The sequence below is a fragment of the Azospirillum sp. UENF 112521 genome (assembly GCF_058780665.1).
The window spans coordinates 377189-390063 of sequence record NZ_JBSNCI010000003.1; the positions used below are offsets into that span (position 1 = coordinate 377189).

A 12875-nucleotide genomic window follows, 5' to 3' on the forward strand; every position below is an offset into this window, starting at 1 on the left:
CTCAACCATCGGCGGAACGGCTCCGATGCCGCGCAAAAAAATACCCCGCACCGGGCAGGTGCGGGGCAGTCCAGGGAGGAAACCTTGAGGAAGAAGCGCCGCCGTCAGTCGCGGCCCTTGCCGACCAGCAGCCGCTCCAGCCCATAGACGCGGTCGAGCACCAGCATGGCGGCCACGGTCAGGAAGATCAGCACCGCCGACACCGCCGCCACCAGCGGGTCGATGTTGTCCTGGATGTAGAGGAACAGGCGGACGGGCAGGGTGGTGGTCTCCGGCGAGGCGATGAAGACCGTCATCGTCACCTCGTCGAAGCTGTTGATGAAGGCCAGCACCCAGCCGCTGGCGACACCCGGCAGGATCAGCGGCAGCGTCACCCGGCGGAAGCAGGTCCAGGACGAGGCGCCCAGCGAGGCGGCGGCATTCTCCACCGCCCGGTCCATGCCGGTGGACGCCGCCAGGATCAGCCGCAGCGCGAAGGGCAGGATGATGATGACATGGCTCAGCACCAGCCCGGCGAAGGTGCCGCCCAGCCCGATCATGGTGAAGAAGCGCAGGAAGGCGATGCCGAGCACGATGTGCGGCACCATCAGCGGCGACAGGAACAGTGCCTGGATCGCCTCGCGTCCGAAGAACTGGTGGCGCGCGATGGCGAGAGCCGCCGGCACCGCCACCAGGATCGCCAGGGTGGAGGACACCGCCCCCAGCAGCAGGCTGTCCTTGAAGGCGCGGATGAATTCCGGATTGTCGCCGATGGCGCGGAACCAGCGCAGCGACAGCCCCTCGGTCGGCAGCGACAGATAGCCCTGCGAGGTGAAGGCCACCGCGCAGACGATCAGGATCGGCGCCAGCAGGAAGCCCAGGAACAGGACATGGAAGATCAGCGCGATCGGGCCGTTGCGGTTCATTCGAACACCTGTTTGTAGCGACGTTCGACCAGCCGGTTGCAGCCGACGATGATGACGACGTTGGCGATCAGCAGCAGCACCGCCACCGTGGCGCCCAAGGGCCAGTTCAGCGTGTTCAGGAACTCGTCATAGGCGAGCGTCGCCGCCACCTTCAGCCGCCGCCCGCCGATGATCGCCGGGGTGGCGAAGGCGCTGGCCGCCAGCGCGAAGACGATGATCGAGCCCGACAGGATGCCCGGCACGATCTGCGGCAGCACCACCCGGCGCATCACCGTCAGCGGCCCGGCGCCCAGCGACAGCGCCGCATTCTCCACCTGCGGGTCGAGCCGCTGGAGCGAGGCCCAGACCGACAGCACCATGAAGGGCACCAGCACATGGGTCAGCGCGATGATCACGCCGGTCTCGGTGTACATGAACTCGATGGGCGTCGCGATCAGCCCCAGCCCCATCAGCCCCTGGTTGACCAGACCGGTCGAGCCGAACAGCAGCGCCCAGCCCAGCGTGCGCGACACCACCGAGATCAGCAGCGGCCCCAGCACGATCAGCAGGCACAGGCCGCGCCAGGGCGACTTCATCCGCCGCAGGATGTAGGCCTCCGGCGCGCCGAACAGCGCGCACAGCAGCGTCACCACCGCGGCGATGCGGAAGGTGCGCAGGAACACCTCGTGGAAATAGCTGTCGGCGATGATGTCGGCATAGTTGCCGATCTGCCAGACATTCTCGATGCCGCCATAGAAGCTGAAGCTGTTCAGCGACAACAGGAAGGTCATGACCAGCGGCACCAGCAGCAGCACCGCGAACAGCGCCAGACCCGGCGCGCTCAGCAGATAGGGCGTCCAGGGCCAGCGGCGCGGCCGGCGCGGCGGCGGTGCCGGAGCCGCGGCAGTCGCCTGCACTTGGGTGTCGGTGGAAGCCGCCATGCTCATGCCGCCTCCTGGGCATTAAAGACCGTATCCGGATCCGCGGGCATCACCGCCATGTCGTCCGCCCGCCAGCCGACCATCACCCGCTCGCGCTCCGCCGGCAGGGGCGAGCCGTCATGCTGGCGGATCACCATCAGCCGGCCGGCGGCCGTCTCGATCTCGAACAGCCATTGCGTGCCCTGGAAGACGCGGGCCAGCACGGTGCCGCTGAGGCCGCCGGCATCGACGAAGCCGATCTTCTCCGGCCGCACGGCCAGCGCCCCCGGACCCGCCGCCATCGGCTGCGCCACCGGCCAGACGCTGTCGGCCACCGTGATGACGGTCCCGCCCGCCCCGCCGCCGACCATGCCCGGCAGCAGGTTGGTGCGGCCGAGGAAATTGGCGACGAAGGCGTTGGCCGGGTGGTCGTAGGCCTCCTGCGGGGTGGCGACCTGCTGGATGCGGCCCTTGTTCATCACCACCACGCGGTCGGACAGCGCCATCGCCTCCGACTGGTCGTGGGTGACGAGGATCATGGTGGTGCCGACGGTGCGCTGGATGCGGCGCAGCTCGATCTGCATCTCCTCGCGCATCTTGGCGTCCAGGTTCGACAGCGGCTCATCCAGCAGCAGCAGGCTCGGCTTGATCACCAGCGCGCGGGCCAGGGCGACGCGCTGCTGCTGGCCGCCCGACATCCGGCGCGGGTGGCGGTCGCCATACTGCTCCAGCCCGACCAGCTTCAGCGCGTCGGCGACCATGCGGTCGCGGTCGGCGCGAGCGATCCTGCGCATCTCCAGCCCGAAGGCGACGTTCTCCGCGGCGGTCATGTGCGGGAACAGGGCATAGCTCTGGAAGACGATGCCGAGCCCGCGCTCGTTCGGCTTCTTCGCCAGCAGATCCTGGCCGTCCAGCATCACCCGGCCACCGTCGGCGTCGAGGAAGCCTGCGATCATCTGCAAGGTGGTGGTCTTGCCGCAGCCCGACGGCCCCAGCAGCGAAATCAGTTCGCCCTTCTCCACGGTCAGCGAGACGTTGTCGACCGCCGTCCAGTTTCCGAAGCGCTTGGTCAGTTGGTCGAGAACCAGATAAGCCATGCCGTCGTCTCCCTTTCCCTATATCCCCTCTCCCCCGCTCACGCGCAAACTTCGTTTGCGCTGACGCGACAGGCGGACCCTTGGTCCGCCGAAAGCGGGGAGAGGGGATAAGCCCCCTACCTCAGCGCTCGATCTCGCGGGTCCAGCGCTTGTTCCAGACCTCGCGGTTCTTGTTGATGGTGTCCCAATCCACCACCAGCAGCTTGCCGACCTGCTCCGGACCGTAGGGGATGCCGGCCTGCTTCTCGGCGGGCAGCTCGACCGTCTTGTTCACCGGGCCGAAGCCGGCGCTGACGGCGAGCGCGGTCTGCGCCTCGACGCCCAGCATGTGCTGGATGAACTTCTGCGCTTCGGGCGCATTCTTGCTGCCGGCGATCTGGCAGGCGGCGGAGCCCAGCACGATGCCGCCTTCCTTGGGATAGACGAAGGTGGCGGGGAAGCCGGTGTCGGCCAGCGCCTTGGCGCGGCCCGAGCCCCAGACGGCGATGACGGCCTGGTTGCTCTGGAACAGCTCGGTCATCTTGCCCGGCGACGGCTCATAGGCCAGCACGTTCGGGTTGATCTTGTCCTTGAACTCCTTGAATCCCGGCTCGATGTTGGTCTCGCCGCCGCCGTTCAGGCGGGCCATCATCACCAGCGCGTGCAGGCCGTAGCTGTTGTTGATCGGCGGGATCGCCAGCTTCTTCTTGAAGCGCGGATCCTCGATGTCCTTCCACGAGGTCGGGGCCGGGATCTTGTTCTCGTCGAAATAGGCCTTGTTGTAGAGGATGCCGGTGCCGACCGCGCCGAAATTGACCGCCTTGCCCGACGGCATCTTCGCCAGATCGTAGAGCTGGTCGTAGACCGGCGCCTTCTCCAGGTCTGCGCAGAAGTTCAGCGCCACCGCCTGGTACATCGGGCCGTCGTCGAGGATGACGACGTCGATCTGCTGGTTGCCCTTCTGGGCCTGCAGCTTGGCGAGGTTGTCGGTGGAGTTGCCGGCGACATACTCGATCTTCACCCCGTTCGCCTTCTCGAAGGCCGGGATGATGTCCTTGCGCATGGTCTGCTCGAACGACCCGCCATAGGCGGCGACATAGAGCGTCTTTTCCTGGGCCCTATCCTGAGCGGCGGCCGTCTGCACCGCGGCCATGCCGCACCACAGGGCCGCCGTCGCCATCAACCCGCACATCACCGAGCGCATCGTCATTCTCCTCTAGAGCCTGTGTCCCTGTTTACGATCCCGGATTCATCGGAGCCCGATCTGCGGACCGCATGTCGATTGCGCTCCGGAGCACCGCTTTTACCGCATTTGACCTTGCCGGCCGTCTGCTGCGGGCTGTTCTTCTTGAGGCTTCGCGCCCGGGACATGGATCAAGGGTGATGGTGCGGTCACATAACCGTCAAATCGAATTCCCGCCATCATTCATCCGGTAATGTTATAATTCCGTGCTGCGAACGAGTTGAGCGGGCTTTCAGGCGCCGCCAATCCCGAGAAAATTGTCGCGGAAGCGGATCGCCTCCTCCATGAAGCCGGCCAGGAAGTCCTCGGCGATCATCGACAGCGGCACCTGGGCGGAGCGCAGGATGGCGATGTCGAAGCCGATGCGCGGTTCGAACGGCCGGACGACCAGCCCGTGCGGGACATAATCCTGGGCGGTGAAGGGGTCGACGATCGACATGCCGTAGCCGGCCGCCACCATGGCGCAGGCGTTCATCGTCAGCTGGGTTTCCACCCGCATCAGCCGCGACACGTCGTGATCGGCGAAGATGGTGTCGATGCGGGAGCGCAGCAGGGCCGGCGGGGTGGTGGAGATGAAGCTCTCCCCCTCGAAATCCTTCGGTGCCAGCACGTCCCTGGCGGCCAGCGGATGGCCGGGCGGCAGGATGGCGACGGCGGGAATCCCGTGGATCTTCTCGGTCAGCACCGCCGCATGGTCGATGGGGGTGTGGGCGAAGCCCAGCTCGCACTGGCCGGTCGCCACCCAGTCCAGGATGATCGGCGAGGTGCTGCCGCGCAGCGCGATGTCCACCCGCGGCCGGTCGCTGAGGAAGCGCGCGACATAGCGCGGCAGGAACCCCACCCCCAGCGCCGGCATCGCCGCCACCCGCAACGCCCCGCTGCGCCTTGCGGTCAGGTCGCGCGCCGTCTGCTCGATCAGTTCCAGCCCGACGAAGGCGCGGTCGACCACCTGATAGAGCGAGATCGCCTCGCTGGTCGGCGCGATGCGCGGTCCGCGCCGCTCGAACAGGGTCAGCTTCAGCGCATATTGCAGGTCGCCGATCAGCCGGCTGACCGCCGGCTGCGAGATGTTCAGCAGTTCCGCCGCCGCGGTGATGCCGCCGGTCAGCATGACGGCGCGGAAGGCCTCGATCTGGCGCGGATTGATCATGGCGCCCGCCCCATAGCCCAAATCGGCCGTAATCCCCTCTCCCCCCGGGGAGAGGGTTAGGGTGAGGGGGATGCATGGCGTGGCTATCCCGAGAATCCTCGCTGTGTCTCCCCCTCACCCCGACCCTCTCCCCGCTTTCGGCGGACCAAAGGTCCGCCTGTCGCGTCAGCGCAAACGAAGTTTGCGCGTGAGCGGGGGGAGAGGGAGATGCCCAGGATGACCCCCTCCCTCCCAAAACCAACCACCCCCCGCCGAATCATAACATTCAGACATGAAACGCCCCTTCGATCTGATTTGACAGTTATAGGTTGGCTGCCGATGCTGTCGCAAGGATCACGGGAACTTGGGGGCACCGTCGGGGAGCATAGGACAGACTCCCGCGGTGCTCCGGCAAAGAAAACCCTGCAGTTTGCAATACATCCATGTGTAACGCCGGCAGATCCGGCGCGACCTCAAAGATTTACGGCGTATCGTCAAATATTCGACACTGTATGCGGGTGCCGGATGGGGCGATGCGCGCCACACGATAAATGCGGCGGCCGATGCGCACGGGAAACGGTGCGGCGGCGGCGGGAGTGGAGACGATGACGCAGCCCAGTCGGGGCGGAGAATACGACGTCGCCGTGATCGGCGGCGGGCTGGTCGGATCGGCGCTGGCCTGGGGTCTCGCCCGTGCCGGCCAGACGGTCGCCATGCTGGACGAGGGCGACATCGCCGTGCGGCCGTCGCGCGGCAACTTCGCCCTGGTCTGGGTGCAGGGCAAGGGCCTTGGCATGCCGGAATATGCCGGCTGGACCAAGAAGTCCTCCGACGACTGGAGCGGCTTCGCCGACCTGCTGCGCGAACAGACCGGGCTGGACGTCGCCTACCGCCGTCCCGGCGGCTTCATGCCGATGCTGTCGGAAGAGGATTTGCAGGCCCGCGCCAACACCATGATGCGGCTGCACAACCAGCCCGACATGATCCGTTACCCCTACGAGGTGATGGACCGCGAGACGCTGCGCAAGGAACTGCCCTTCATCGGGCCGGACGTGGTCGGCGGCACCTATTGCCCGCTGGACGGCCACTGCAACTCGTTGCGCCTCCTGCGCACCCTGCACAAGGGCATCGGCCTACTGGGCGTCGATTACCGTCCCAACCACCGGGTCGAGCGCATCGAGCATCGCGACGGCGGCTTCCGCATGAGCACCGCAGGCGGCGAAGTCCGGGCCGGCAAGATCGTGCTGGCCGCCGGCCATGACAGCGCGCGGCTGGCGCCGATGGTCGGGCTGTCGGCCCCCGTCCGCCCGCAGCGCGGCCATGTCATCGTCACCGAGAAGACCGCCCCCTTCCTGCATCACCCCACCGTCTATGTCCGCCAGACCGACGAGGGCGGGGTGATGATCGGCGACAGCTTCGAGGAGGTCGGCTTCGACACGACGCTGCAGCCCGGCATTTCCTCGGCCATCGCAGAGCGCGCCATCCGTTTCTTCCCGCTGCTGGGCAAGCTGAATGTGGTGCGGAGCTGGGCGGCGCTGCGCGTGCTGACGCCGGACGGCTTCCCGATCTACGAGGAATCGAAGACGGCGCCCGGCGCCTTCGTCGCCACCTGCCACAGCGGCGTCACCCTTGCCGCCAACCATGCGCTGACGCTGGCGCCGCTGATCGCGGCCGGCGGCCTCGGCGACAGCTTCACGCCCTTCAGCGCCCGGAGGTTCCATGTTCCGCAGGCTGCCTGAGATCGAAACCGCCCTCAACGCAGCAGGGCACACGGTTTCCTTCACCATCGACGGCCGTCCGGCCAGCGCGCGGGCCGGCGACAGCGTCACCGCCGCCCTGCTGGCGAACGGCGTCACCGCCTGCCGCACCACCCCGGTCAGCGGTGCGGCCCGCGGCCCCTACTGCATGATGGGCGTTTGCTTCGACTGCCTCGTCACCATCGACGGCACCGGCAACCGCCAGGGCTGTCAGGTGCGCGTGGCCCCCGGCATGGCGGTGGAAACCCAGAACGGCAAGCGCGAGGTCGAGCGATGAGCGCCCCCAAGTTTGACTTCGACATCGCCGTCGTCGGCTCCGGCCCGGCAGGCCTCGCCGCCGCGGCGCTGGCCGCGTCGAAGGGCGCGTCGGTCGTCCTGCTCGACGAGCAGGCGGAACCGGGCGGCCAGATCTACCGCGCCGTCACCGAAACGCCGGTGCGTGACCGCAAGGTGCTCGGCCCCGACTATTGGCATGGTGCCGAGCTGCTGGGGCCGCTGCGCGACAGCGGCGCCGCCCACTGGCCCGGCACAATCGTGTGGAGCGTCGCCCGCCCGCGCGAGGACGCGGGCGACGGGCACCGCCCGATCCAGATCGGCCTGTCGCGCAACGGCGCCGCATCCATGCTGACGGTGCGCCACGTCATCCTGGCGACCGGCGCCTTGGAGCGGCCCTTCCCGATCCCCGGCTGGACCCTGCCGGGCGTGCTGGGTGCCGGTGCGGCGCAGGTGTTGCTGAAGACCTCCGGCCTCGTGCCGTCGGGCGCCACGGTGATGGCGGGCAGCGGCCCGCTGCTCTGGCTGCTGGCTTGGCAGTATCTCCAGGCCGGCGTCCGCATCGACGCCATCCTCGACACCACCCCGAAGGAGAACTGGCGCGCCGCCCTGCCGCTGCTGCCGGGATTCCTGCGCTCGCCTTACCTCGGCAAGGGCATGAAGCTGATGCTGGAGGTCCGGCGCAAGCTGACCGTCATCGGCAACGTCACCGCCTTGCGCGCCGAAGGTGCCATCGGCGGGGACAGTGCCTTGAAGAGCGTCGTCTACACCCGCAACGGCACCGAGCACCGGCTGCCCGCCGACACGCTGCTGCTGCATCACGGCGTCGTCCCCAACCTGAACCTCGCCAACGCCACCGGCTGCGCCCAGCGCTGGGACGAGCAGCAGCGCTGCTGGCGTCCGACCACCGACGAATGGGGCGCCACCTCGGTCGAGGGCGTGTCGCTGGCCGGTGACGGCGCCGGCATCGGCGGCGCCCGCGCGGCGGAGGAGGCCGGCCGGCTGGCCGCCCTCGACGCCCTGCACCGGCTCGGCCGCATCGGGCGCGAGCAGCGCGACCAGCTGGCGGTTCCCCATCGCGCAGCACTCGACCGCGCGCTGACCGGCCGCGCCTTCCTCGACACGCTCTACACCCCGGCGGAAGCCTTCCGCGCACCGGCCGACGACACCATCGTCTGCCGCTGCGAGGAGATCACCGCCGGTGCGGTGCGCGAGGCGGTGCGGCTCGGCTGTTCCGGTCCCAACCAGGCCAAGAGCTTCCTGCGCTGCGGCATGGGGCCGTGCCAGGGCCGGCTCTGCGGCCCGACCGTGACCGAGGTCATCGCGGCGGAGCGCGGCGTCTCCCCGGCGGAGGTCGGCTATTATCGGCTGCGCCCGCCGGTGAAGCCGATCACGCTGGCCGAGCTGGCGGCACTGCCGAAGACCGACGCCGACATCGACGCCGTCTTCAAGCACTGACCGGAGGCGCCCGATGACCGCGACCGCCTCCTTCAAGCCCGACGTCATCGTCATCGGCGGCGGCCTGCACGGCTGCTCCGCCGCGCTGCAGCTGTCGATGCGCGGCGTCCGCGTTCTGGTGCTGGAGAAGGACCATGTCGCCCGTCACGCCTCCGGCGTCAATGCGGGCGGCGTGCGCCAGCTCGGCCGCCATGTCGCCGAGGTGCCGCTGACCGTCGCCTCGATGGCGCTGTGGCACCGCATCCGCGATCTGGTGGACGACGATTGCGGCTTCGAGAGCCACGGCCAGATCAAGGTGGCGGAGAGCGAGGCGGAGCTGGCGACCTCGCACGCCCGCGTCGCCGAACTCAACGCGCTGGGCTTCACCCACGAGGAGGTGGTCGGGCAGGACGAGCTGCGCTCGCTGGTGCCGGCCATCGCCGACCATTGCGTCGGCGCGCTGGTGTCGCGCGGCGACGGCGCGGCGATCCCCTTCCGCACCACCTTCGCCTTCCGCCGCAAGGCCATGGCACTCGGCGCCCGCTTCCAGGAGGGCGGGGCGGTGACCCGGCTGGTTCGCAAGAACGGACTTTGGACCGTCGAGACCGCCGACGGCGGGCGGTTTGAGGCGCCGGTGGTGGTGAACGCCGCCGGCGCCTGGGCCGACCGCATCGCCGCGCAGGTGGGGGAGCCGGTGCCCTTGGAGGTCATCGCCCCGATGCTGATGATCACCGCCCGCGTCGCCCCCTTCATCAAGCCGGTGGTGGGGGCGACCGGCCGCACCCTGTCCTTCAAGCAGTTCCCCAACGGCACCGTGCTGATCGGCGGCGGGCTGCTCGGCCGGGCGGTGCGCGACGAGAACCGGACGGAGCTGGACTTCTCGCAGGTGTCGGTCAACGCCCGCACGGTGTGGGACCTGTTCCCGTGCATGCGCGGCGCCACCATCGTCCGCTCCTGGGCGGGGATCGAGGCGCGGATGCCGGACCAGATCCCGGTGATCGGCCCCAGCGGCACCGAGCCGGACCTCTACCATTCCTTCGGTTTCTCCGCGCACGGCTTCCAGCTTGGCCCTATTGTCGGGCGCATCACCGCCGACCTGATCACGGGCGGGTCCACCGACCTGCCCATCGCCCCTTTCAGCATCGGCCGCTTCGCCGCCTGACCCTTTGGAGCATTGCCCCGTGACGATCCAGCGTTTCCACCTGACCCCGCGCCTCTGCGACATGGTCATCCACAAGGACACCGTCTATCTCGCCGGCCAGATCGTCGATGACGGCTCGACCACGGTCGAGGCGCAGACCCGCGACGTGCTGCGCCAGATCGACTCCCTGCTGGCCCAGGCCGGCACGTCGAAGAGCAACCTCCTGACCGCCACGGTCTATCTGGCCGACATCGCCACCTTCCCCGAGATGAACGCCGCCTGGGACGCCTGGGTCGACAAGGCCAACCCGCCCGCCCGCGCGACGGTCGAGGCCCGGCTTGCCGACCCGTCGATCCTGGTCGAGATCGTGGTCGTCGCGGGGCTCTAACACGGAGTGTGATCGGTTCAAGCGGAATCGCTTGAAGCGTGAATCACACGGAAAACCAAAAGCTAAGAGTCCGTCCGGTGCTTCTGTAAGCACCGGACGGACTCTGAACCACCTTCGCCATTTCCGGAGCCTGCCATGAAGCGCCTCGTCACGGGCGTTGCCGCCCTCCTCTTGCTTGCGTCCGGCGGGACCGCCGCCGCGCAGGAGATCCGCATCGCCACCGAGGGCGCCTATCCGCCCTTCAACTTCACCCAGCCCGACGGCAAGGTGGCGGGGCTGGAGGTCGACCTTGCCAATGCGCTGTGCGAGCGGATGAAGCGTCCCTGCACCGTCGTGGCGCAGGAGTGGGACGGCATCATTCCGGGCCTGCTGGCGAAGAAGTACGACGCCATCATGGCGACGATGAACATCACGCCGGAGCGGGCGAAGGCCATCGGCTTCTCCACCCCCTACATGGTGGTGCCGGCCTATTTCGTGGCGCCGGCCAAGTCGACGATCGACGGCTCGCCGGCCAGCCTGCGCGGCAAGACCATCGGCGCCCAGGTCTCCACCACCCATTCCCGCTATGTCGAGAAGCATCTCGGCAGCGACGCGACGCTGAAGACCTACGACACCGCGTCGAACCTGCTGGCCGACCTGAAGGCCGGGCGGCTCGACGCCGCCATCACCACCGGCGCCACCGCGTCCGACTGGGTGAAGGGCGACGGCGGCAAGTCGGTCAAGCTGGTCGGCCAGCCGGTGATCGACGCCGAGGTGTTCGGCCCCGGCATCGGCGTCGGGCTGCGCAAGGAGGACACTGGCCTGAAGCAGTCCTTCGACGAGGCGATCCGCGCGGTCGTGCAGGACGGCACGCTGGCGCGCATCGCCGCCCGCTACGTCGATTTCTCCATCACCCCCTGAGTTCTTCTTAAAAAACCAAGGAGCAGTTCCCCGTGATCAAGCGCATCGAGAAGACCAAGATCATGCACCGCGTCGTCGTCAACAACGGCACGGCCTATCTCGGCGGCATCATCGCCGACGACGTCAGCGTCGGCATGGGCGGCCAGGTCACGCAGATCTGCGGCAAGCTCGACCAGGTGCTGGCGCTGGCCGGCAGCGACAAGACCAAGCTGCTGTCCGCCCAGCTGTTCATCACGAACATGGGCCTGAAGGACGAGATGAACGACGCGTGGCTGTCCTGGCTGGACGGCAACGACCTGCCGGCCCGCGCCACCATCGGCGTCGCCGACCTCGGCAAGCCGGAAATCCTGATCGAAGTGGTCGTCACCGCCGCGGTCTGATCGGCGACCGCAGAAGAGGCCCTCTCCTCAAGAGGAGAGGGCTACCCCAGCAACCGCTCGAACAGATCCTCGCCGCCCATCTGCCCGCCCTTCAGCATCAGCTCCAGCCCGTCGACCGCCGGGTCGTCGGCATGGGTGCGGCTGACGGTGACCCCCGGCGCCAGCGTGCAGCGGTAGGACAAGCCCCAGCACCCCAGCGCCCGCACCGCGAGGCTGGAGGTGTCTCCGCCGGCAATGCCGACCCGGCGCAGAGCCACCCGCCGCAGCACCGCCGCGACGAACTCCGCCGTCGCCGCCGCGACCCGCCCGGCCTGGGCGGTGTCCGCCGTCCCGGCTTCCGCCGGCGCCGTCCACACCAGCGTGTGGCACCCGGCCGCCAGCGAGGCCGCCACCTCGCCCAACAGCGTCTCCGCATAGCCGGGGTCGCCGCACAGCGCCGCCGCATCGGCCTGGATGCGCGTGTAGGACGCCGCCGCCTCGATCTGCCGCCGCGTCACCGGCGACAGGCTGCCCGCCATCAGGAACACCGGCCTGTCCGCCGCGGCCAGCGGCGTCTCTTCCGTCACTGAAGCGTCGGACCCGGCGTTCCAATGCGCGACCAGCGCCTGCGCCACGCTGCTCGGGCCCACCGCCAGCAGGGGCTCTCTCACCGCCCGCTGCCACATCAGCCGCCCGACGACCGCCAGATCCTCGGCCCGCGCCACGTCCAGCAGCAGCGCCGACGGCCCCTCCGCCAGCAACCGCTCCATCAGCCGGTCGAGCGCACCGCCATCCAGCCCGTAATCCGGGAAATGCAGCGCCGCCATCCCCCACAGCCCCTGCGCGGCCAGATGCCGGCGCAGGTCGGCCTCCGCCATCGGGGTGACGGGATGGACGCTCATCGTCGGGTGGCGGTCGATGCGGTGGACCACCCCGCCGGTGCCCGCCGCGGCGAACAGGGTGCTGAACAGGCAATAGCGCCCGATGTTCGGCTGCCCGCCCACCACCGGCCGGAAGCGGTTGGGGAAATGCGGCGCCAGCGTCCGCACCGCCTCGCCGATGCTGCCGACATGGGCTGCGCTGTCGAAGGTGGAGCAGCATTTGTAATGCATCACCGCCACGCCGAGTGCTGCGAAGAAGCGGCCGACCGGCTCCAGCTCCGCCCGCATGGCGTCCGGCGCCATGCTCCGCGCCGCCCCGGCGATCCCCACCGCATCGAGCGGCCCGGCTTCCCCCAACCGGGCGACGTCCGGCACGTCGAGGAACAGCAGCGCCCGCTGCCCGGCCTTCGCCAAGGCGGCCAGCGTGTCGGTCGCCCCGGTGAAGTCGTCGCCGTACCAGCCCAGTCGGGGAGTCGCCGCCATCGCC

Annotated in this window: 13 protein-coding genes; 7 read left to right on the plus strand and 6 right to left on the minus strand. The window is 68.9% G+C overall.

Going from position 1 to position 12875, the window contains the following annotated elements; genetic code table 11:
* Positions 1-104 precede the first annotated feature (104 nt).
* The 5 genes from ACWPN8_RS17445 to ACWPN8_RS17465 form a co-directional block, all read right to left on the minus strand.
* Complete coding sequence (locus ACWPN8_RS17445) at positions 105-905, minus strand: ABC transporter permease (protein WP_109049671.1); 801 nt, start codon at positions 903-905, stop codon at positions 105-107.
* Positions 902-1831 (minus strand): ABC transporter permease, encoded by a 930-nt coding sequence (locus ACWPN8_RS17450; RefSeq protein ID WP_492241621.1) that lies wholly within the window; start codon positions 1829-1831, stop codon positions 902-904. Before ACWPN8_RS17450 ends, ACWPN8_RS17445 begins: the two co-directional genes overlap by 4 nt.
* Positions 1828-2901, minus strand: coding sequence for an ABC transporter ATP-binding protein (locus ACWPN8_RS17455; protein ID WP_492241622.1), 1074 nt, complete (start codon positions 2899-2901; stop codon positions 1828-1830). The genes ACWPN8_RS17450 and ACWPN8_RS17455 overlap by 4 nt, the downstream gene beginning before the upstream one ends.
* Before the next feature lie 121 nt (positions 2902-3022).
* Positions 3023-4084 (minus strand): ABC transporter substrate-binding protein, encoded by a 1062-nt coding sequence (locus tag ACWPN8_RS17460; protein ID WP_492241623.1) that lies wholly within the window; start codon positions 4082-4084, stop codon positions 3023-3025.
* Positions 4085-4355: 271 nt separating this feature from the next.
* Positions 4356-5273 carry a LysR substrate-binding domain-containing protein gene (locus ACWPN8_RS17465; protein ID WP_109452273.1) on the minus strand — a complete coding sequence of 306 codons (918 nt, stop codon included), beginning with the start codon at positions 5271-5273 and terminating at the stop codon, positions 4356-4358.
* A 584-nt stretch (positions 5274-5857) separates the two neighbouring features.
* Between ACWPN8_RS17465 and ACWPN8_RS17470 the strand changes: the two genes are divergently transcribed.
* From ACWPN8_RS17470 to ACWPN8_RS17500, 7 genes are all read left to right on the plus strand, one after another.
* Entirely contained in the window at positions 5858-6991 is a 1134-nt protein-coding gene (locus ACWPN8_RS17470) for an NAD(P)/FAD-dependent oxidoreductase (RefSeq protein WP_492241624.1), read from the plus strand.
* A complete protein-coding gene (locus ACWPN8_RS17475; protein WP_109450915.1) occupies positions 6972-7286 on the plus strand; it encodes a (2Fe-2S)-binding protein in 315 nt (104 codons plus the stop codon). Before ACWPN8_RS17470 ends, ACWPN8_RS17475 begins: the two co-directional genes overlap by 20 nt.
* Positions 7283-8740: an FAD/NAD(P)-dependent oxidoreductase gene (locus ACWPN8_RS17480; RefSeq protein ID WP_109450913.1), complete on the plus strand. Its 1458-nt coding sequence runs from the start codon at positions 7283-7285 to the stop codon at positions 8738-8740. Before ACWPN8_RS17475 ends, ACWPN8_RS17480 begins: the two co-directional genes overlap by 4 nt.
* Positions 8741-8753: 13 nt before the next feature.
* Positions 8754-9881, plus strand: coding sequence for an NAD(P)/FAD-dependent oxidoreductase (locus ACWPN8_RS17485; RefSeq protein WP_492241625.1), 1128 nt, complete (start codon positions 8754-8756; stop codon positions 9879-9881).
* 19 nt (positions 9882-9900) lie between these two features.
* The gene (locus ACWPN8_RS17490) at positions 9901-10248 is read left to right on the plus strand and encodes a RidA family protein (RefSeq protein WP_109450909.1); all 348 of its coding nucleotides are present in this window, start codon (positions 9901-9903) and stop codon (positions 10246-10248) included.
* Between the two features lie 135 nt (positions 10249-10383).
* Positions 10384-11148, plus strand: a complete 765-nt coding sequence (locus tag ACWPN8_RS17495) for a transporter substrate-binding domain-containing protein (RefSeq protein ID WP_492241626.1) — start codon at positions 10384-10386, stop codon at positions 11146-11148.
* A gap of 32 nt (positions 11149-11180) precedes the next feature.
* The gene (locus ACWPN8_RS17500) at positions 11181-11528 is read left to right on the plus strand and encodes a RidA family protein (protein WP_098736858.1); all 348 of its coding nucleotides are present in this window, start codon (positions 11181-11183) and stop codon (positions 11526-11528) included.
* A 41-nt stretch (positions 11529-11569) separates the two neighbouring features.
* Here the strand turns inward: ACWPN8_RS17500 and ACWPN8_RS17505 are convergent, their stop codons facing one another.
* A complete protein-coding gene (locus ACWPN8_RS17505; RefSeq protein WP_492241627.1) occupies positions 11570-12871 on the minus strand; it encodes a four-carbon acid sugar kinase family protein in 1302 nt (433 codons plus the stop codon).
* Between the last annotated feature and the right edge of the window lie 4 nt (positions 12872-12875).

What these genes read in the sequence shown, in the direction of transcription:
- ACWPN8_RS17445 (WP_109049671.1), bottom strand. Translation starts at nt 905, where the DNA reads ATGAACCGCAACGGCCCGATCGCGCTGATCTTCCATGTCCTGTTCCTG.
- ACWPN8_RS17450 (WP_492241621.1), bottom strand. Translation starts at nt 1,831, where the DNA reads ATGAGCATGGCGGCTTCCACCGACACCCAAGTGCAGGCGACTGCCGCG.
- ACWPN8_RS17455 (WP_492241622.1), bottom strand. Translation starts at nt 2,901, where the DNA reads ATGGCTTATCTGGTTCTCGACCAACTGACCAAGCGCTTCGGAAACTGG.
- ACWPN8_RS17460 (WP_492241623.1), bottom strand. Translation starts at nt 4,084, where the DNA reads ATGCGCTCGGTGATGTGCGGGTTGATGGCGACGGCGGCCCTGTGGTGC.
- ACWPN8_RS17465 (WP_109452273.1), bottom strand. Translation starts at nt 5,273, where the DNA reads ATGATCAATCCGCGCCAGATCGAGGCCTTCCGCGCCGTCATGCTGACC.
- ACWPN8_RS17470 (WP_492241624.1), top strand. Translation starts at nt 5,858, where the DNA reads ATGACGCAGCCCAGTCGGGGCGGAGAATACGACGTCGCCGTGATCGGC.
- ACWPN8_RS17475 (WP_109450915.1), top strand. Translation starts at nt 6,972, where the DNA reads ATGTTCCGCAGGCTGCCTGAGATCGAAACCGCCCTCAACGCAGCAGGG.
- ACWPN8_RS17480 (WP_109450913.1), top strand. Translation starts at nt 7,283, where the DNA reads ATGAGCGCCCCCAAGTTTGACTTCGACATCGCCGTCGTCGGCTCCGGC.
- ACWPN8_RS17485 (WP_492241625.1), top strand. Translation starts at nt 8,754, where the DNA reads ATGACCGCGACCGCCTCCTTCAAGCCCGACGTCATCGTCATCGGCGGC.
- ACWPN8_RS17495 (WP_492241626.1), top strand. Translation starts at nt 10,384, where the DNA reads ATGAAGCGCCTCGTCACGGGCGTTGCCGCCCTCCTCTTGCTTGCGTCC.
- ACWPN8_RS17505 (WP_492241627.1), bottom strand. Translation starts at nt 12,871, where the DNA reads ATGGCGGCGACTCCCCGACTGGGCTGGTACGGCGACGACTTCACCGGG.